The organism is Burkholderia sp. NFPP32, assembly GCF_900119325.1.
GTDB classification, from domain to species: Bacteria; Pseudomonadota; Gammaproteobacteria; order Burkholderiales; family Burkholderiaceae; genus Burkholderia; species Burkholderia pyrrocinia_C.
In genome coordinates this window covers 29547-46531 of record NZ_FPJP01000002.1, presented here as the reverse complement: position 1 = coordinate 46531, position 16985 = coordinate 29547, and the positions used below count along the sequence as shown (strand labels likewise).

The window sequence follows — 16985 nt, the reverse complement described above, 5'->3', positions numbered from 1 at the left end:
CGTGCCGCCGTCGGGCTCCGCTACACCCGCAGCCAGAAATATTCGCCGGACGCGATACCGCTGAACATCTCGTCGCCCGATTCGATGATGTTCTGCCGCCAGTAGCGGCCGTGCTCCGCATAGTGCGCGAACAGATCGGCGAGCGTCCCGCCCGTCACGTCCGGCGTGAGCGGCAATCGCATCAGCAGCACGATGCTGCCGGTGTCCGCGTCGATCCCGAGCTGCGCCTGGTCCTGCGCGTAGATCAGCAGGTTCGCCTCGAGCAGCAGCCGGTACACCGCGAGCGTGCGGCCCGCGCTGACGATGCCGTAATGGAAATTCACGTACATCGACTCCGGATCCTCGTCGAAGTAGTCGACGCGCACGTCGAAGCCCTCGACGTCGATCGTGCGCGTCTCGAGCACGTAATCGACGTCCGGCAAGCCGACGACCGCGCATACCTCCGCGACGACCTGTGCATAACGTTCCCAACTCATGACAGTTTCACCCCGGTATCCGGCGTCCCCAAAAAAAATACAGCCGGCGCTCGCGCGCCGGCCGCCCAACACGATGCCGAATGGCAGCCGGCTTACTGCGCCGGCTTCGACGCGTCGCTGACCATCTTCGTGGCCTGCTTCTTCACGTCGTTCTCCGCCTTCGTCATCTCCTGCATCTGCTGCAGTTTCGTTGCCGCCTTCGAAAACGCGATGCCTGCCATCGTGTCCTTCGTCATTTCGCCCAGTGCACCGCCTACCAATGCCGACATGATTACTCTCCAGAAAGTGCGTGATTCGATCACGCGTTGACAAAGTTCCGGCGCCGCCGCTTCATGTCGCGGCCCGCCGCTTTTCTGCCGCGCAGCGTGCGGCATCGTCGGGAACGGCTCGCGCCGCTCCGTCCGCCGCCGCACGCTGCGCGGCGAAACCATGGCCGCTACGCGGCCGTCGCGTTCGCCTCGTGCAACGTCGCGACAATCCGCTGCGCCGCCAGCAAGCCGCGATAGACCTTCTGCATCGCGTCGCGGTCGTAGTCGCTCGCCGCCTGCGCGGTGGCCGCGCTCACCCGCTCGGCCGTCTCGCCGAGCGCCTCGCGGAGCACGCCGATCCGTACCGCCGCGTCAGGCGCCCCGAGCGCCTGCTCGAGCGGTCCGCATTCATCCGCTGCCCGTTCCAATGCTTCGTACATGCCGTTTCTCCCGTCAGTTGAGGTCCGGCGCGCCGTCCGCCGACGCGCCCGCAAACACGTGCTTCACGCCGTCCGGCGTCTCGATGTAGCGCACGTCGCCGATCTCGAGCATCCCCGAGTACGCGACGGGCACCGGTGCGTCGCCGGACTGGCGTGCATCGACGTCGATCGCGCGCACGTTCGGCCCGACGTCGGCGCGCACGCGCTCGACCGCCGCGCGTAGCTGCGCGATGTCCTGCACGACGCCCGACACCCGAAAGCGCCCCTGCCCCGCATACGCGACCGTCGCCCCCGACACGCCGAGCGATTCGCCGATGCTCTGCGCATCGTCCTGCGCGACGTCGTACCGGCGCTCGACGCGGTGCGCGGCGAGCCGGTCCAGCAGCTTGCGCGCGGCGAGGTCGTCGGCCTGCGTCGCGACCATCCCGGTGACCGCGATCATCGCGCCGCGCGGCGCCGTGTGCAGCTCCGCATAGCCCGCGCGCCGCAGCTCCGCGCCGATGCGCGTCGCGAGCGCGTCGGTACGCTCGACCGGGGGCGGCACGCCCGGATGGGCGCTCGCCAGCATGGCCCCCATCGCAAGCAGGCCGGCGACCAGCGCGCCGCCTGCCGCCGCGCACGCGGCGAGCTTGCGTTGCGCGCCCCGCCGCGCCGCATCGGCGCCAGGCGGCGGCGCCCACAAGGTCGCGAGCAGCTCGAGATCGCTCGGCCACTCGCCGTTCGCGGGCCCGACGCACAGCGCGGTCTCGCCGAACGGCACCGGCACGAAGTCGAGCATCATGAGCGGCGAACCATCCGCGTCGAACGCATCGGCGGCCGCCTCGGCCGGCACGGGCGCCGCACGTCGTGCGCGGGTTGCGCCCTGCGCATCGATCGACAGCAGCAGATCGCCGTCGCGCCAGTCGGTGATGCGAATCTCCGCGTCGTCGCCCGCGCCGATCCGGTGCTCGCCGGCATCGAGCGCGATTTCCGCACCGGCATGCAGGCCGGTCAGGATCCGCAGCAGCTTCATCGGTTGCTCCTTATCCGTGCGTCGTGTGTTTCATTTGCGTCGATCGAATCGGTCGCGATCGGTGCATCCGTTCGATCGCGCCGCATCGTTCGTCCATGCAGCCAGAATAGTTCGACGCGGCATCGGTGTTCGTCCGTCGCGCGAATTCGCCGCCGCATTTGCGAAGAGTCGCGTGCGCCGCGACGTTCACGCTCGCTGAGCGGCCAACACGCCCTTGTGCAACGTCTCGACGCTTGCATACGCGCGTGCGAGTTGCGCGTTCGTCGACGGACGCTCCGCGTTGAACACGATGAGCGGCAGCAGAAAATAATGCGTGCTCGCACGCTCGCTACGCGCGGCCGACGCGTCGCGCGGCGCACCGCCCGCGCTTCGCATCGCGTCGAGCAGCAACTGCTTCACGCCGCTCCAGCCGATCGGCGTCCACGGCCCGGTGTGCAAGCGGGCGGCGAGCAGGTCCGCGTTGTGATTCAGCAGCGCGGCCGTGATGCGCGCGCCGGGATCGGTATCGACGCGCCGGCCGAGCTGGAGCAGTATGTCGGCCCAAAGATGCCGCAACGCATGCTCGCGCTCCATCGGGTCCGCGAGCGTATGCGCGACGTCGCGCAGCGCGCGCTGCGCGGGCACGGGCGCCGGACGCGCTCGCGACGCGCGCACGCGCGGCAGCGCGGCGACGTTCGCCGAATCGCCGTCGCGTTCGTCCTGCTCGCGCTGCTCCCGGCCGCCGCCCTGCCCGCCCGAATGCCGGTCGTGCTCGTCGTGCGGCGCGACGTGCGCGTGCGGCACCGTCGATTCCTCTCCCGCATCGAACGCTTCGCCCTGGCTGTCGGCGCGCCGGCGCCGCCGCGATCCCGCGGCGCCCGCCTTCGGACGCGGCTTCAGCTTCGCGAGCATCTGGTTGCGCGCGGCGAGCGCGGCCGCCTGATTGCCGTTCGAATACGTGAAGCGCGTGCCGTATTTGCCGTAGGTCGTCGCGGTGCGCGCGCGCACCGGCCGGCGTCGTCGCGGATCGGGCTTCGCCGCGTGGATGGTCTGCGCGATCGCGCGCGTGATGCGGCTCATGACGGCACCGCCGCCGACAGCAACTGCTGCGCGAAATGCAGGATCTCGGCGGCCGCCCACGGCCCGGCGATCGCGACGGTCACCGTCACCGCAACCAGTTTCACGCCGTACGAGATGCTCTGCTCCTGCAGCGACGTGATCGCCTGCAGGAACGAGATCGCGAGCCCGGATGCGGCCGCGACCAGCACGACGGGCAGCGAGATGTAAAGACACAGCATCATGCCTTGCGAGGTGAGCCGGATCAGGTCATCGATTTCCATCGGACAAGCCTCCTCGGAATCGGGATTGAAATCGGGATCGGGACATCAGGAATAGGTCAGCACGAGGCCGTGCACGAGCGTCGACCAGCCGTCCATCACGACGAACAGCATCAGCTTGAACGGGATCGCGACGTTGGTCGGCTGCACCTGGTTCATCCCCATCGACATCAGCACGTTCGCGATCACGAGATCGACGATGATGAACGCGATATAGAGGATGAAGCCGATGCGGAACGCGTCGGTCATCTGCGCGAGCGTGAACGCGGGCGCGAGCACGATCAGGTCGTCCTCGCGCAGTTGCGCGGCCGCGGCCTTCGGCCAGATCACCGACGCGGAGCGCAGGAAGAAGCGCTTCTCGCGCTCGCGCGAGTGCGCGGCGAGGAACTGGCGGAACGGCTCCTTCGCCGCGCCGAACGCCTGCAGCATCGCCTGCGTCGGCTGCGGCGACAGCGCCTGCCCCTGCAGCTGCTGCTGCGCGGCGAAACCGATCGGCGCCATGATGTACAGCGACACGAGGATCGCGATGCCGTTCAGCACCATGTTCGGCGGCACCTGCTGCACGCCGAGCGCGTTGCGCAGCAGGCCGAGCACGACGACGATCTTCGCGTACGACGTAACGACCATCGCGATGAACGGCACCATGCTCATCACGAGCACGGCGATCAGCAGGCCGGTGATGTCGTTAAACTGAACCATCGTCGCCCGCCATCCGATCGATCCGCACGCCGAGATGCGCGCCCACCGCGACGAGCCTGCCGCCGCCGATCGCCTGGCCGTATGCGACGAGCCGCACCGGCACGTCGCGCGCGGCGAGCGGCAGCTCGAGCACGTAGCCCGGCCGCAGCGCGGCCAGCTCGGCGATCGACAGCGACAGCGTGTCGATCTCGACGTGCACGGGCAGGTCGACGTCGCCGAGCGCGGCCGGCTCGGGCGCCGCGAGCGGCGCGTCGTCGTCCGGCGCGGCGGCCGGCAGGTCGCCTGCGACGATCGGCTCGTCGAGATCGTCGGCGGTGTCTGGTGTTTCGGTCATCGTCATCGTGGTTCCCTCGATCAGAACGGTTGCATGCCATTGCGTCGCGCGACGCGCGCCCCACCACGCGTGCAGCGGGCCCGCCCGCGCGGTGCCGAGCGCGGCCGGCGCCATGTCCAGCAGCACGTCGCCCGGCCGCAGGCTGCGCAGCACCGACAGCGGCAGCGCGCGCGACCCGAGCCGCACGCGGCCGGGCAGGCGAATGCATGCGAGCAGGCTCGCCGTATCGCCCGTCCGCTCGCGTCGCAGCCGGGCCGCGAGCGCGTCGAGCCATGGCGTCTGCGCGTCGAGCAGCGCGCAGCGCATCGGCGCGCCGTCGAGCGCGAACGACAGCACGCAGCGCGTCGCGTCGAGCGCCGCCGGATGCACGGCGCGCAGCCCGCCGATCGTCACGTCGTCGAGCCCCGCCGCCGCGAACGCGGCTACGAGCGGCGCCAGCAGCGTCGACGCGAGCGCCGTGCGCAGCGACACGCTCGCGTCGCCGGGCGCGTCGGACGTCGGCACGGCGACGACGTCGAGCGCCGGAAACGCCGCGAGGTCGATCGCGACGCGCGCGGTCGCGCCGTTCAGTCGCAGGTCGAGCACGCCGGGGCGCGCGAAACGCGGCCGCTCGCCCGGCGCCGCGCGCCAGTCGGACAACGCCGGGAAGCGCGCGAGCCACGCGGCGAGCCGCGCATCGGCGACGATGCGCGCGAGCGCCGCGTCGAACGCGTTGCACGCGAGCAGCGGCAGCGCGGCGTCGATGCCGCGCGGCGCGGCGGCGAGTTCCAGTTCGCTTGTCTCGGGTTCCATCGTCGCGGTCGGTCGGATTCGGTTGTACGGGCGCTCAGTCGACGTCGATCTCGATCGTGCGCGGCGCGCCGCGATGGGCGAGCAGCGTGTCGAGTCGCGCGTGCAGCGTTGCGCCATGCGTGCAGAGTAAGTGCCGCGTCGCCGCGTCCGGCGTCTCGAACCGAAGCCGCAAGTCGAAACGCGAAAGAACGAGGTGCAGCACCGTGTCCGGCAGCAGCGCGGCGTCGAGCGGCAGGCTGATCTCCCAGTGGCCCGACACGTCGTCGCCGCACAGCGCCGCAATCTCGGCCACGAGCGCCTCGGCGACGCGCACCATCCGCTCGCGCTGCGCGAACACCTGATTGACGAACGCATCGGAGCCCGCGCACGCGCGCGCCATCGCTTCGCGCCCGGCCGCGTCCGGCAGCGCGGCCGGATCGCGTTCGAACGACGGCATCGCGCCGTCGTGCCGGGGCATCGATGCGTCATGTCGCCGCTCGTCGTCGGCGGCGGCGCGCTCGCCGGCCGGCGCGACGCGCGAGCGCCGCATCAGTTGCGCATAGTCGAAGCCGCGCCGCGCCGTGCGCGACGCGCACGCGCCGTCCGGCCCGGCGGCAGGCTCGCCCGCGATGATTCGCACGGGCCTCAGATCGGTGGCGCTCATGCGTGGGCCGCCGCCGGCATCGTCACGCGGCCGACCGGCTTCAATTCGACCTGGTCGCCGAGTTCCTGATACGAGTAGACGGGCAGCCAGCCGAGCCGCGCCTCGATCATCCGTCGCGTGTAGCGGCGCACGTCCATCGACGTGACGAGCGCGACGTCGTCGCGCGGCGTCTCGCCGACGAACGACGCGACGCTGTCGACGAGATAGCGGACCTGCTCGGGCGGCAGCGCGAGGAAGTTGCCCGCGGGTGTCTGCTTGATCGATTGCCGGATATGCTGCTCGACCGGCAGATCAAGCAGCACGGCCGGCAGTTGCCGCGCGCCGCGCGCGGCGCGATACGCGAGATAGCGCGACAGGTCGCCGCGCACGTATTCGGCGAGCATCAGCATGTCCTTCTCCTTCGGCCCCCACGCGACGAGGCTCTCCATGATGTCGCGCGCGTTGCGGATCGGGATGTGCTCTTCGAGCAGGCGACGCAGCACGTCGGCGATCCGCTGCGTCGGCAGCGCCTTCTGCACTTCGGCGACGAGCCCCGGATAGTCGGTTCCGAGCTGGTCGAGTATCCATTGGGTTTCCTGGATGCCGAGGAACAGATGCGCGTTGCGTCGCAACAGCGCGATCGTCTCGTGCGCGATCACCTGCTCGGCACGCCACGCGCGCGCGCCGGCCGGCACCGCCTTGTCGTCGATCCAGTAGCTCTCGGCGAGCCCGCCCGCCGGGCCGCGCTTGGTGCAGCGGCCGGCGAGCGCCGGGTCCGACGCCGCGTCGGGCAGCATCGTCTGGTCGGCCGGCAATTCGAGCCGCGTCTGCGGCACGTCGCGCATCAGGATCTCGCACGTCGCTTCGGGCAGCGCGTCGCTCGTCCACAGCGTGATGCCGGGAAACGGCAGCCCCTGCTCTTCCTGCAGCTTCGCGCGCTCCTCGTCGAACGCGCGATCGAGCGCGGCGGGCGCGAGCCGCGCGACGAGATCCGGCGACACCCGCACGCCGATCGCGCACGTGAAGAGCGGCGCGCGCGGCAGGATCGACGGCGTGCTGCTTTTCGCGCCCGCGCGCTGCAGCGCGATCACCGGCTCGCCGCGCGCGGTCGTGCGGCGCGCGCCCTTCTGCAGCCGGTAGCCGGAAAACGCGAGAATCGCCGACAGCAGCACGAACAGCGCCGCCGGGAAGCCCGGCACCGCCGCGAAGCCGATCAGCAGCACCGCCGCGAAGTACAGCGCGCGATAGCTGCCGCCGAGCTGCTTCGCGATCTCGGAGCCGAGCGACGTGCCTTCGCCTTCGTCGTGATCGTCCGCGACACGCGTGATCATCACGCCGGCCGCGACCGAGATCAGCAGCGACGGAATCTGCGACACCATCGCGTCGCCGACCGACAGGATCGAGAAGCGGTTCGCCGCTTCGCCGGCCGTCATCCCGTGATACATCACGCCGATCGCGATGCCCGCGACGATGTTGACGAGCGTGATGATGAGCCCCGCGATCGCGTCGCCCTTGACGAACTTCATCGCCCCGTCCATCCCGCCGTGCAACTGGCTCTCCTTCGCGAGCGTCGCGCGCTTGCGGCGCGCCTCGTCCGGCGTCAGGATGTTCGCGCGCAGGTCCGCGTCGATGCTCATCTGCTTGCCGGGCATCGCGTCGAGCGTGAAGCGCGCGCCGACTTCGGCAACGCGCTCCGAGCCCTTCGCGATCACGATGAACTGCACGGTCGTGATGATCAGGAACACGACGAGGCCGACGACGAGATTGCCGCCGACGACCAGCTCGCCGAAGCTCTCGATGATGTCGCCCGCGTTCGCGTGCAGCAGGATCGACTTCGTCGACGCGATGTTCAGCGACAGCCGGTACAGCGTCGTGAACAGCAGGACCGACGGAAACACCGACAGCGACACGATGCTGCCGACGTACATCGTCACCATCAGCAGCGTGACGCTGATCGCGATGTTGATGCCGAGCAGCACGTCGATCACCTCGGGCGGCAGCGGCAGGATCATCAGCGAGACGATCGCGACGACCAGCACCGTGATGCCGACCTCGCCGCCGGCGGGGAGTTTGAGGGTTTTCAGCGTCATGACGACCTCTCGGAGGGAACGGCGGCGTCGGTGCGCGCGCCCGCGACCGACTCGACCCAGCGCAGGATCGCGGCCACCGTTTCAAACAGTTCTTCGGGAATCGCCGCGTCGCGCTCGACGCGGTACAGTGCGCGCGCGACGGGCGGATTGCCGACGATCGGCACGCCGAGCGCGTGCGCGTGGCGGCGCAGCGCGAGCGCGCCGTCGTCGACGGCTTTCTCGATCACCCGCGGCAGCGGATGCTCGTCGGGCGCATAGCGGATCGCGACCGCGTAATGCGTCGGGTTGACGACGAGCACGTTCGCCTGGCCGACCTTCTGCCGCGCCGGCGCGCTCGTCGCGATCTCGCGCGCGAGCCGGCGGCGCTCGCCCTTCGTGTGCGGATCGCCTTCGCTCTCCTTGTTCTCGCGCTTCGCTTCTTCCTTCGTCATCCGGTTGTCGCGCATGAACATCACGCGCGCGATCTTGTAGTCGGCCGCCGCGAACACCGTGACGACGAGCGCGACGACGCCGAGCAGCTTCATCAGCACGGTCCACAGCACGCGCGACAACTGCGGCGTCGCCTCGTACACGCTCGCGACGACCAGCGGAAACAGCGACATCATCATCTTCCAGATCACGCACGCGAGCACGACCGCCTTGACGATCATCTTCACGAGCTCGAGCAGCGACTTCATCGAGAAGATCTTCTTGATGCCCGCCATCGGATTGATCGCGTCGAACTTCGGCATCACGGGCTCGAGCGTGATCATGAAACCCGCCTGCGGCGCCTGCGACACGACGCCCGCGACGATCGCGGCGACGACGAACGGCAGCATCGTCAGCGCGGCGCTCGCGGCGAGGTCGTGCAGCGCGGACAGCGTCGCCTGCGGCGTGCGTTCGCCATTCACGAAATCGAGCGCGGTGCGGATCGTGCGCGACAGGCCGCCGGTGAGCATCGATTCACCCGCCGTCAGCACGCCGATCGCGGCGGCCAGCGTCACCGCGTCCGCGACGTCCTTGCTCTTTGCGACCTGGCCCTTCTCGCGGACCTTCTTCAGCTTCCGCTCGGAGGGTTCTTCGGTTTTCTCTTCGGCCATCGCCGCCGTTCCTGTCGAGAGTCGGACATGGCGCGTACGTTAGCGGCACGCGGCGGCGGCCGCGCGCGCCGACCCGAAGCGGCGCCGTCCGGCGCGAAGCGCGTGCGGCGCTTCGCCTCGCGCGCGCGCACTTCGCATCGGCGGCCGGGCGGGCGCGGCGCGCTGCTACCTTGCGCTCCATACGCCATTTCCTCAACGACATGCGCCGCTCGCGCGGCGACACGGAGCGCACACCATGGACGAATCCCGGCCGACCTATCTGCGATGCAACCAAGCGGCGCTGAACGAACTGATCGACGCCGCGAGCCTCGCGCTCGGCGGCGCGCTCGACGGCCCGGCCGCCGATCCCTACGACATCGGCCTGCTGATCGACGCGCTGCGCGTGCTCGCGCCGCAACTGCCCGCCGCCGACATGTTCGACGGCATGCTGCACGTCGCGCTCGGCAACTTCGACGACGCGGTGCGCGTGTTCGCGGAGATCGCGAACGGCACGACGAACACGATCTACGGCAAGGCGCTGCTCGCGTTCGCGCTGCAACTGAAGCGCGATCCGGAATGGCGGATCGCCGCCGACGAGGTGCTCGCGGCCGGCAGCCCCGCGCAGGCGGTCGCGCTCGTGCGCGCGCTCGAGCGGCAGCACGACGTGATGCTCGCGAAGGAACACGCGGATCGCACGGGTGTCTGGGAGCTTCCCGAATCGGCCGCGGCGGCCAACGGCGACACGCCCGATGCGCCACCCGCGAACCCGGCGGGCGGCTTCGATGCGCAGGCCGCGTTCGCGCATCAGCAATATCTGCGTCTTTGACGAGGAGGCCCGCATGAATGCCCCGCTTTCCCCGGTCGACCTGACCCGCGCGCTCGACGTCGCGTTCTCCGACGCGGCGGCGGCGCCAGCCGGCGCGACCGCCGCGCCGACGCCCGACGTCCCGGCCGACGTCGCCAGCCGTTTCCAGGCGCTGATGTCGAACGCGACGCCGACGCCGCCCGTCGCGCATTCGCGCGAAGCAAGCGCCGTGTCGAAGCTCGTCGAGACGTCGGACGCCGCGATCAAGCAGGTGCTCGACAACTCCGCCTACCTGAGCCAGCACGCGGACGAACTGTCGATGAACCAGATGTTCGCGGCGTCGATCCAGGCGTCGGCCGAGGCGACCGCGATGCAGATCGACCTGCAGGCAAAGATGGGCGTCGTCACGTCGACGAAGGACGCGATCGGCTCCCTGATGAAGAACCAGTGACCATGGAACGACTCCCTTCCCCGATTGCCGCCGGCGGCGGCCGCCGCGCGGCCCGGCTTGCCGCGCTGCTCGCGTGCGCGGCGCTCGTCGCCGGCTGCCAGCAGGAGCTGTACGGCGGCCTCGCCGAGCGCGACTGCAACGAGATGATGGCCGCGCTGCTGCAGAACGGTGTCGACGCGCAGAAGAAGACGCCCGACGGCGGCAAGACGTGGACGCTCGCCGTCGACGACAAGCAGATTGTCAAGGCGATGGAAGTGCTGCGCGCGCGCGGGCTGCCCGCGACGCGCTACGACGATCTCGGCGCGCTGTTCAAGAAGGACGGCCTCGTGTCGACGCCGACCGAGGAGCGCGTGAGGTTCATCTACGGCGTGTCGCAGGAGCTGTCGGACACGCTGTCGAAAATCGACGGGGTCGTCGTCGCGCGCGTGCACATCGTGCTGCCGAACAACGATCCGCTCGCACAGGTCGCGAAGCCGTCGTCGGCGTCGGTGTTCATCAAGTACCGGCCGAACGCGAATCTCGCGACGCTGACGCCGCAGATCAAGAACCTCGTCGTCCATAGCGTCGAAGGGCTGACGTACGACGAAGTGAGCGTCACGTCGGTCGCCGCCGATCCGGTCGATCTCGTGTCGGCCGCGCAGCCGAGCGCGCAGAAGTCCGGCGGTGCGACGCTCGTCGGCCTGCTGATCGCCCTCCTCATGTGCGTCGTGCTCGCGGCCGCGGGCGGTGTGCTGTGGTGGCGCGCGCGCAAGCACGGCGGCGCGGGCGTGGGCGGGCTGGCCGCGCGACTGCGCGGCGGCAACGACGCGCAGGCCGCGGCCGCGCCTCAACAGGCCGGTGCGCGATGAGCGGCGGCGCGCCGATCGCGAGCGTCGCGGCGCGGGCCGCGTGGCTCGCCGGCTACGACGCGAACGCGCGACGCGCGGCCGACTGGGTTCACGCGAGCTGGCACGGCACGCTCGCGCCGCTCGTCGCGACGACGCGCGCGCATGCGCCCGCGCTGCGCGCCGCGTGCTCGCTGCTGCTGTTGCGCACGCTTGGGGCGACGTCGCCGTCGCTCGACGGTTTCGATGCGCGTGCTGACCGGCTCGCCGCGCTGCCGGTCGCCGACACGCTGCGGCTGCTGCGCGTGCGTGCGCTGCTGTGCCGGCGCACCGAGCTGCGCCACTGGATCGACCGTGCGAGCCGCGAGCGGCTCGCCGGCTGGGTCGGCGCCGACGGCTGCAACGCGCTCGCGGCGTTGCCCGACGCGCCGCGCGCGCGCGATCTCGATCGCCGCGAGCCGGTCGCGCCGCTCGCGCAACTGTCCGGCGACGACATCGCGTGGGAAGGCTGGTGCCTGTTCGAACGCGAACGGGCCTGGGCGCCGGCGGGGCCGATGCGCATCGTGCGCCACGCGTTGCCGCGCGACACCGCGCGCCCGCCGTGGATCGAACGCGCGGCGGCGGACGCGGACGGCGCGACGCTGCTTGCGCGCCTGCCGTCGCTGTTTCCGGAGTGGTCATGGCTTTTTGGCTGAAAAACCGGCAGATTCCGCTCACCGACGATCTCTGCTTCGACGCGCCGCATGGCGTGCTGCGGCGCGACGCGTTCGAGACGGTTCAGGCGCTCGACGCCGCGCTCGACGCGCTCGCGGCCGAACGCGACGCGGTGCTGCACGCGGCCCGCGACGAAGCCGAACGGATCGGCGCCGACGCGCGTGCGCAGGCCGGCGCGCTCGTCGAAGCCGCGCGGCGCGAGCACGACGGCGCATATGCGCGCGGCTACGACGCGGGCCGCGCGCAGGCGATCGCCGACTGGCACGCGCAGGCGGCCGACTCGTTCGAGCAGGAGCGGCGCGTGCGCGACAAAATGCGCGAACGGCTCGCGGAGCTCGTCGCCGCGGCCGTCCAGCAGATGGTACGCGCGGAGGACGCGCGCGGTCTGTTCGCGCGCGCGGCGGAAACGGTCGAGCGCGTCGTCGCCGACGCAAGCTATCTGACGGTGCGCGTGTGCGACGCCGATTACGACGCCGCGCGCGAGCAGTTCGGGCTGCTTGCCGACGCGTGGCGCCGGCAAGGTCGCAACGTGCCGGTCGAGGTCGTCGTCGAGCCGCGCGTCGCGCGCGGCACCTGCGTGTGCGAATCCGACTTCGGCACCGTCGACGCGAGCCTCGACACGCAACTGAACGCGATCCGCGCGGCGCTCGGCCGCGCACTCGACGACGTGAGCCGCCCATGAACGCACTGACCGATTTGTCCCGCGTCGCCGACGCGATGGCCGCGCGGCTTGCGATCGAGCCTGCCGTCGGCATGACGGGCAAGGTGCTCGAGGTGATCGGCACGCTCGTGCGCGTCGTCGGCCTCGAAGCGACGCTCGGCGAACTGTGCGAGCTGCGCAGCGCGTCGGGCGCGCTGCTCCAGCATGCGGAAGTCGTCGGCTTCACGCGCAACGTCGCGCTGCTGTCGCCGTTCGGCACGCTCGGCGAGATCAATCGCGGCACGCGCGTGATCGGCTTGCGGCGGCCGCTGTCGGTGAAGGTCGGCAACGGCATCCTCGGCCGCGTGATCGACAGCTTCGGCGAGCCGATCGACGGGCGCGGCCCGCTCGACTACGACGCGCTTCGCCCCGTGCTCGCGCCGCCGCCGAACCCGATGTCGCGGCGGATGGTGGACGCGTCGCTCGCGACCGGCGTGCGGATCGTCGACGGCCTGATCACGCTCGGCGAAGGCCAGCGGATGGGGATCTTCGCGCCGGCCGGCGTCGGCAAGAGCACGCTGCTCGGGATGTTCGCGCGCGGCGCGTCGTGCGACATCAACGTGATAGCGCTGATCGGCGAGCGCGGCCGCGAAGTGCGCGAGTTCGTCGAGCTGATCATGGGCGAGGACGGCATGGCACGCTCGGTGGTCGTGTGCGCGACGTCCGACCGCTCGTCGATCGAGCGCGCGAAGGCCGCGTACGCGGCGACCGCGATCGCCGAGTATTTCCGCGACCAGGGCAAGCGCGTGCTGCTGATGATGGATTCGCTGACGCGCTTCGCGCGCGCCGGGCGCGAGATCGGCCTCGCGGCCGGCGAACCGCCCGCGCGGCGCGGCTTCCCGCCTTCCGTGTTCGCCGAGCTGCCGCGCCTGCTCGAGCGCACCGGGATGGGCGAGCAAGGCTCGATCACCGCGCTCTACACGGTGCTCGCCGAAGACGATTCCGGCAGCGACCCGATCGCCGAGGAAGTGCGCGGGATTCTCGACGGCCACATCATCCTGTCGCGCGAGATCGCCGCGCGCAACCAGTATCCGGCGATCGACGTGCTCGGCAGCCTGTCGCGGATCATGCCGCAGATCGCGACGCGCGAGCACGTCGGCGCGGCCGGCCGGCTGCGCCAGTTGCTCGCGAAGCACCGCGAGATCGAAACGCTGCTGCAGCTCGGCGAATACCAGGCGGGCAGCGACGCGGCAGCCGACGAAGCGGTCGCGAAGATCGACCGGATCCGCACGTTCCTCAACCAGCGCACCGACGAGTACGCGCCGCCCGACGCGACACTCGCCGCACTGCACGCGCTCGTCCAATGAGGAACCCGAAACAGCGCGCCTTCGAGACGCTGCTTGCGCGGCGCGAACAGCGCGGCGCGAAGCTGCGTACCGAGCAGGCCGCGCAGCGCGCCGAACGCGACGCGGCGGCGGCCGAGTTCGCGCAGGGCGAAGCGCACGCGCACGCGAAGCTCGATGCGGCGAATCGCTATGCGGCGCGCGTCGACGCGATGGCGGCCGGCCATGCGGCGTTTGCGATCGGCGATTACGCGGCGTGTCGCCGCTATCGCGACGTGCTGCTCGACGAACACACGCTCGCGAGCGCGCAGTGCGCTCGCCTGCATGCGGCGCTGCAGGCCAAGATCGAGCAGCTCGCCGCGACCGCACGCCGGATCGCGCGCAACGACGCGCAGATCGACGTCGTGCGCGAGCGGATCCGGCGGCTCGCGTGCGCGGCCGAGGCAGCCGCCGAAGACGTACAGGACGAGGAGATCGAGGAAGGCGTGCTCGCACGCCGGCTCGCGGCCGTGCGGACCTCGACCTGAATCCTGTTCCCGCCAATGACGGCCGGCCCCGCGAATGCATTCTCGACGTCGCGGGAACGTGCCCTGGACATGCGCATGACGACCTACGACATCTTTCCGCTGCAGCACCTGGGCGACGAATTCATCGGCTTCATCGTGCTGCTCGCGCTGTCGAGCGAGCGGCTTCTCGTGATCACGACGATCCTGCCCGCGACCGCCGACAACGTGCTGAAAGGCCCGCTGCGCAGCGGCGCGGCCGCGATCTGGTGCCTGTTCGTCGCGTGTGGACAGCAGGCGCTGATCCCGCAGCTCCGCGGCGCGTTCCTCGTGATCGCTTGCGCGAAGGAAGCCGTGATCGGGCTCGTGCTCGGCATCGCGGCCTCCACCGTGTTCTGGGCCGCCGAGGCGATCGGCACCTACGTCGACGATGTCGCCGGCTTCAACAACGTGCAGATGCAGAACCCGAGCTCGGGCACGCAGACGTCGCTGATGGCGACGCTGCTCGGGCAACTGACGATCGCGTCGTTCTGGATGCTGGGCGGCATGACGTTCCTGCTCGGCGCGCTGTACGAATCGTATGCGTGGTGGCCGCTCGGGTCGTTCAACCCGGTTCCCGCGCCACTGCTCGAAATGTTCGCGCAGGCGCGGCTCGACATGCTGATGAACATGGTCGCGCGGATCGCGACACCGATGATGGCGATGCTGCTGCTCGTCGACCTGGGCCTCGCGTTCGTCTCGCGCTCGGCGCAGAAGCTCGATCTGATGTCGGTCAGCCAGCCGCTCAAGGGCGCGATCGCGGTGCTGATCGTCGCGGTGCTGGCGGGGAGTTTCGTGAGCGAGATGCGCGGGCAGATTTCGCTGGCGGGGCTCGCGCAGCAGGTGAAGCAACTGGCCGGCCGATAGGCGGGGCAACTGCTTTCGCACGGCGGGCGCCATCGGGACAGCGGACGTTCGGGGCGGTTCCACGCGGGCATTCATGCGAAGGATGCATCGACGTCGTGGAAGAAGTGCCCGCTGCGCGACGCGATCGACCCGCGCCGACCGGATTCCGATCCACGCACTCGACGTTTCGCTTTCGCGCCGCTCGCTTCGCGTATCCGGCCGTCACGCCCGCCGCGACGCGCATCATCCCTCCATCGATCGGCAGTTACCGTCATGCGGTTCCGACGGCGGAGCGGTCCGTCGATTTCGCCGTCGAGCGCCACGGCGCCCGACGCACTTTCCTCCTCTTGATCGAAGGTACCGACCATGACAAAAATCACCGGCGGCAGCACCGCGCCTCTCGACAATCACGCCACGACCACTTCGTCGAGCGACGATTCGCAGTCGACCCGGCGTTCGAGCGATCGACCGACGGGCGGCGCGACGCTGAGCGGACTGAACAATCTGTCGACGCCGCATACACGCCGCAACGACGTAACGAACCAGGCGGCCAGCCATATGGAGAAACCGGGCGCGACGTACTATTCGGCGGCCGTGTTTGGGGTCAGCTCGGTGCTGCAGCACGGCCAGCTCGGCATCACGGAAGGCTCGCACAACAGCGTGGTGGGCAATCTCGACGGCATCTCGCAAGGCAAGCAGACGCATACGGGCGCGCACATGAAGGAAAGCAAGTCGTTCGGCAAAGACGCGGTCGAGCATTTTCAGCGCGGAGAGTATCGCGACGCCGCGGTCACCGCGGCCGGTTCGGCGATCAACGCCGTGGCTTCGATGACCGTCGGGCCCGCGCGCGATTTCGAGACGGCCCGGCAACATCCGGATCCGAAAATCTCCGTGGCCGCGTCGGCGAGCCTGCATCAGGACTTCGCGACGCTGCCTTCTCCGACGCACGAATGACGCATTCGATGCGTCACGCGGCGCGCCGCCTCGCCCCCCGTCCCGCGGGGGCGAGGCGCTGGAACGGTCGTTGTAGCAGGAGGCGACCATTCCAATTATTGAACTGGCAAGCGGATATTTAAGAATGGTTTTGACGACAAAAATATTCGCGATATCTGAATTTGTTGTATTTATCAATTCAATTCCAGAACATGCCGAACGCCGCGTCGGCATTCATTCCGCGACTCGCACCAGTCACTCGAGCCTCGCACGAATGACGGTCATGCCAACCGTACCGGCGATCCCCGGCACACCTGTCAATTCTCCCAGCTTGGCGTTCCGCATTCCGTTTCCTACTTGAAACAAAACATTCGCTAATACAATTGCGAAAACCTATATGGGCGCAACCTGGGACCCCCGGCGCCGGGATCCCTGATTCCCCATCCAAACCGACCCAAGGCTCCGCTGCTCCCGAGAGCGCAGGCCTTTCGCGCGGGGCAATCCGCTTCGTGAAGCGACGCTCGTTTCGCCTCGGTGAACTTCGCGATGCTTTATTCACTGCTTCGGCAACCATGCTCAACCGGAGTCAACAAATCCCGAGATAATTAACAGGAGACGATTAATTTAATCAAATTAATATGCTTGATGGCATCGATTTCAATCAATAACTAGAGCCATTCATCAATATGAATGTTTACTTTTCAATCTTACTTCCGTTAAGCTTGCGGCAAGAATTTTTCGGCACCCATTGCAACGATACAAGAATTAAGAATCTCGATTGATCTGAATTAAATCGATTG

20 protein-coding genes and 1 pseudogene are annotated in these 16985 nt (G+C 69.4%); 9 read left to right on the top strand and 12 right to left on the bottom strand.

Annotated elements, in window-relative coordinates; all coding sequences use genetic code 11:
- Positions 1 to 20 precede the first annotated feature (20 nt).
- The 11 genes from BT264_RS04545 to sctU form a co-directional block, all read right to left on the bottom strand.
- A complete protein-coding gene (locus tag BT264_RS04545) occupies positions 21 to 476 on the bottom strand; it encodes a CesT family type III secretion system chaperone (RefSeq protein ID WP_072436852.1) in 456 nt (151 codons plus the stop codon).
- Positions 477 to 568: 92 nt separating this feature from the next.
- A complete protein-coding gene (locus tag BT264_RS39085; RefSeq protein WP_006762820.1) occupies positions 569 to 745 on the bottom strand; it encodes a hypothetical protein in 177 nt (58 codons plus the stop codon).
- A 167-nt stretch (positions 746 to 912) separates the two neighbouring features.
- Positions 913 to 1164, bottom strand: a complete 252-nt coding sequence (locus tag BT264_RS04535) for a type III secretion protein (protein WP_072436854.1) — start codon at positions 1162 to 1164, stop codon at positions 913 to 915.
- 13 nt (positions 1165 to 1177) lie between these two features.
- Positions 1178 to 2176 carry an HrpD5 family protein gene (gene hrpD5, locus BT264_RS04530; protein WP_072436855.1) on the bottom strand — a complete coding sequence of 333 codons (999 nt, stop codon included), beginning with the start codon at positions 2174 to 2176 and terminating at the stop codon, positions 1178 to 1180.
- A 186-nt stretch (positions 2177 to 2362) separates the two neighbouring features.
- Positions 2363 to 3235 carry a type III secretion system protein gene (locus BT264_RS04520; RefSeq protein WP_072436857.1) on the bottom strand — a complete coding sequence of 291 codons (873 nt, stop codon included), beginning with the start codon at positions 3233 to 3235 and terminating at the stop codon, positions 2363 to 2365.
- Positions 3232 to 3495, bottom strand: coding sequence for a type III secretion system export apparatus subunit SctS (gene sctS, locus BT264_RS04515; RefSeq protein ID WP_038743708.1), 264 nt, complete (start codon positions 3493 to 3495; stop codon positions 3232 to 3234). Before sctS ends, BT264_RS04520 begins: the two co-directional genes overlap by 4 nt.
- Positions 3496 to 3540: 45 nt before the next feature.
- Positions 3541 to 4191, bottom strand: coding sequence for a type III secretion system export apparatus subunit SctR (gene sctR, locus BT264_RS04510; RefSeq protein ID WP_010109702.1), 651 nt, complete (start codon positions 4189 to 4191; stop codon positions 3541 to 3543).
- Positions 4178 to 5317: a type III secretion system cytoplasmic ring protein SctQ gene (gene sctQ / locus BT264_RS04505; protein ID WP_072436858.1), complete on the bottom strand. Its 1140-nt coding sequence runs from the start codon at positions 5315 to 5317 to the stop codon at positions 4178 to 4180. Before sctQ ends, sctR begins: the two co-directional genes overlap by 14 nt.
- A 34-nt stretch (positions 5318 to 5351) precedes the next feature.
- Positions 5352 to 5960 (bottom strand): type III secretion system protein SctP, encoded by a 609-nt coding sequence (sctP, locus tag BT264_RS04500; RefSeq protein ID WP_072436859.1) that lies wholly within the window; start codon positions 5958 to 5960, stop codon positions 5352 to 5354.
- Positions 5957 to 8029 carry a type III secretion system export apparatus subunit SctV gene (gene sctV, locus BT264_RS04495; RefSeq protein ID WP_072436860.1) on the bottom strand — a complete coding sequence of 691 codons (2073 nt, stop codon included), beginning with the start codon at positions 8027 to 8029 and terminating at the stop codon, positions 5957 to 5959. Before sctV ends, sctP begins: the two co-directional genes overlap by 4 nt.
- Positions 8026 to 9108: a type III secretion system export apparatus subunit SctU gene (sctU, locus tag BT264_RS04490; RefSeq protein WP_072436861.1), complete on the bottom strand. Its 1083-nt coding sequence runs from the start codon at positions 9106 to 9108 to the stop codon at positions 8026 to 8028. The genes sctV and sctU overlap by 4 nt, the downstream gene beginning before the upstream one ends.
- A 235-nt stretch (positions 9109 to 9343) precedes the next feature.
- On the opposite strand from sctU, the gene BT264_RS04485 reads away from it, so the two are divergent.
- The 8 genes and pseudogenes from BT264_RS04485 to sctT all read left to right on the top strand — a co-directional run.
- Positions 9344 to 9913, top strand: coding sequence for an HrpB1 family type III secretion system apparatus protein (locus BT264_RS04485; RefSeq protein WP_072436862.1), 570 nt, complete (start codon positions 9344 to 9346; stop codon positions 9911 to 9913).
- A gap of 13 nt (positions 9914 to 9926) precedes the next feature.
- Positions 9927 to 10343 carry a type III secretion protein HrpB2 gene (locus tag BT264_RS04480; RefSeq protein WP_072436863.1) on the top strand — a complete coding sequence of 139 codons (417 nt, stop codon included), beginning with the start codon at positions 9927 to 9929 and terminating at the stop codon, positions 10341 to 10343.
- Positions 10344 to 10345: 2 nt separating this feature from the next.
- Positions 10346 to 11191, top strand: coding sequence for a type III secretion system inner membrane ring lipoprotein SctJ (gene sctJ, locus BT264_RS04475; RefSeq protein WP_072436864.1), 846 nt, complete (start codon positions 10346 to 10348; stop codon positions 11189 to 11191).
- Positions 11188 to 11862 carry a type III secretion protein HrpB4 gene (locus tag BT264_RS04470; RefSeq protein WP_072436865.1) on the top strand — a complete coding sequence of 225 codons (675 nt, stop codon included), beginning with the start codon at positions 11188 to 11190 and terminating at the stop codon, positions 11860 to 11862. The genes sctJ and BT264_RS04470 overlap by 4 nt, the downstream gene beginning before the upstream one ends.
- Positions 11847 to 12563 carry a type III secretion system stator protein SctL gene (gene sctL, locus BT264_RS04465; RefSeq protein WP_072436866.1) on the top strand — a complete coding sequence of 239 codons (717 nt, stop codon included), beginning with the start codon at positions 11847 to 11849 and terminating at the stop codon, positions 12561 to 12563. Before BT264_RS04470 ends, sctL begins: the two co-directional genes overlap by 16 nt.
- A complete protein-coding gene (sctN, locus tag BT264_RS04460) occupies positions 12560 to 13888 on the top strand; it encodes a type III secretion system ATPase SctN (protein ID WP_006761515.1) in 1329 nt (442 codons plus the stop codon). Before sctL ends, sctN begins: the two co-directional genes overlap by 4 nt.
- On the top strand, positions 13885 to 14391 hold the full coding sequence (locus tag BT264_RS04455; protein ID WP_072436867.1) for a type III secretion protein HrpB7: 507 nt from the start codon (positions 13885 to 13887) through the stop codon (positions 14389 to 14391). Before sctN ends, BT264_RS04455 begins: the two co-directional genes overlap by 4 nt.
- Before the next feature lie 75 nt (positions 14392 to 14466).
- Positions 14467 to 15264 (top strand): annotated as a pseudogene (sctT, locus tag BT264_RS04450) (type III secretion system export apparatus subunit SctT); the annotation flags it as partial.
- 80 nt (positions 15265 to 15344) lie between these two features.
- On the opposite strand, the gene BT264_RS04445 reads toward sctT, so the two are convergent.
- The gene (locus tag BT264_RS04445; RefSeq protein WP_072436868.1) at positions 15345 to 15620 is read right to left on the bottom strand and encodes a hypothetical protein; all 276 of its coding nucleotides are present in this window, start codon (positions 15618 to 15620) and stop codon (positions 15345 to 15347) included.
- Between BT264_RS04445 and BT264_RS04440 the strand changes: the two genes are divergently transcribed.
- Positions 15619 to 16206 (top strand): hypothetical protein, encoded by a 588-nt coding sequence (locus BT264_RS04440; protein WP_072436869.1) that lies wholly within the window; start codon positions 15619 to 15621, stop codon positions 16204 to 16206. The genes BT264_RS04445 and BT264_RS04440 overlap by 2 nt on opposite strands.
- Positions 16207 to 16985 lie beyond the last annotated feature (779 nt).

Coding starts and splice junctions, on each gene's coding strand:
- BT264_RS04545 (WP_072436852.1), bottom strand. CDS start 476: ATGAGTTGGGAACGTTATGCACAGGTCGTCGCGGAGGTATGCGCGGTC.
- BT264_RS39085 (WP_006762820.1), bottom strand. CDS start 745: ATGTCGGCATTGGTAGGCGGTGCACTGGGCGAAATGACGAAGGACACG.
- BT264_RS04535 (WP_072436854.1), bottom strand. CDS start 1,164: ATGTACGAAGCATTGGAACGGGCAGCGGATGAATGCGGACCGCTCGAG.
- hrpD5 (WP_072436855.1), bottom strand. CDS start 2,176: ATGAAGCTGCTGCGGATCCTGACCGGCCTGCATGCCGGTGCGGAAATC.
- BT264_RS04520 (WP_072436857.1), bottom strand. CDS start 3,235: ATGAGCCGCATCACGCGCGCGATCGCGCAGACCATCCACGCGGCGAAG.
- sctS (WP_038743708.1), bottom strand. CDS start 3,495: ATGGAAATCGATGACCTGATCCGGCTCACCTCGCAAGGCATGATGCTG.
- sctR (WP_010109702.1), bottom strand. CDS start 4,191: ATGGTTCAGTTTAACGACATCACCGGCCTGCTGATCGCCGTGCTCGTG.
- sctQ (WP_072436858.1), bottom strand. CDS start 5,317: ATGGAACCCGAGACAAGCGAACTGGAACTCGCCGCCGCGCCGCGCGGC.
- sctP (WP_072436859.1), bottom strand. CDS start 5,960: ATGAGCGCCACCGATCTGAGGCCCGTGCGAATCATCGCGGGCGAGCCT.
- sctV (WP_072436860.1), bottom strand. CDS start 8,029: ATGACGCTGAAAACCCTCAAACTCCCCGCCGGCGGCGAGGTCGGCATC.
- sctU (WP_072436861.1), bottom strand. CDS start 9,108: ATGGCCGAAGAGAAAACCGAAGAACCCTCCGAGCGGAAGCTGAAGAAG.
- BT264_RS04485 (WP_072436862.1), top strand. CDS start 9,344: ATGGACGAATCCCGGCCGACCTATCTGCGATGCAACCAAGCGGCGCTG.
- BT264_RS04480 (WP_072436863.1), top strand. CDS start 9,927: ATGAATGCCCCGCTTTCCCCGGTCGACCTGACCCGCGCGCTCGACGTC.
- sctJ (WP_072436864.1), top strand. CDS start 10,346: ATGGAACGACTCCCTTCCCCGATTGCCGCCGGCGGCGGCCGCCGCGCG.
- BT264_RS04470 (WP_072436865.1), top strand. CDS start 11,188: ATGAGCGGCGGCGCGCCGATCGCGAGCGTCGCGGCGCGGGCCGCGTGG.
- sctL (WP_072436866.1), top strand. CDS start 11,847: ATGGCTTTTTGGCTGAAAAACCGGCAGATTCCGCTCACCGACGATCTC.
- sctN (WP_006761515.1), top strand. CDS start 12,560: ATGAACGCACTGACCGATTTGTCCCGCGTCGCCGACGCGATGGCCGCG.
- BT264_RS04455 (WP_072436867.1), top strand. CDS start 13,885: ATGAGGAACCCGAAACAGCGCGCCTTCGAGACGCTGCTTGCGCGGCGC.
- BT264_RS04440 (WP_072436869.1), top strand. CDS start 15,619: ATGACAAAAATCACCGGCGGCAGCACCGCGCCTCTCGACAATCACGCC.
- BT264_RS04445 (WP_072436868.1), bottom strand. CDS start 15,620: ATGGTCGGTACCTTCGATCAAGAGGAGGAAAGTGCGTCGGGCGCCGTG.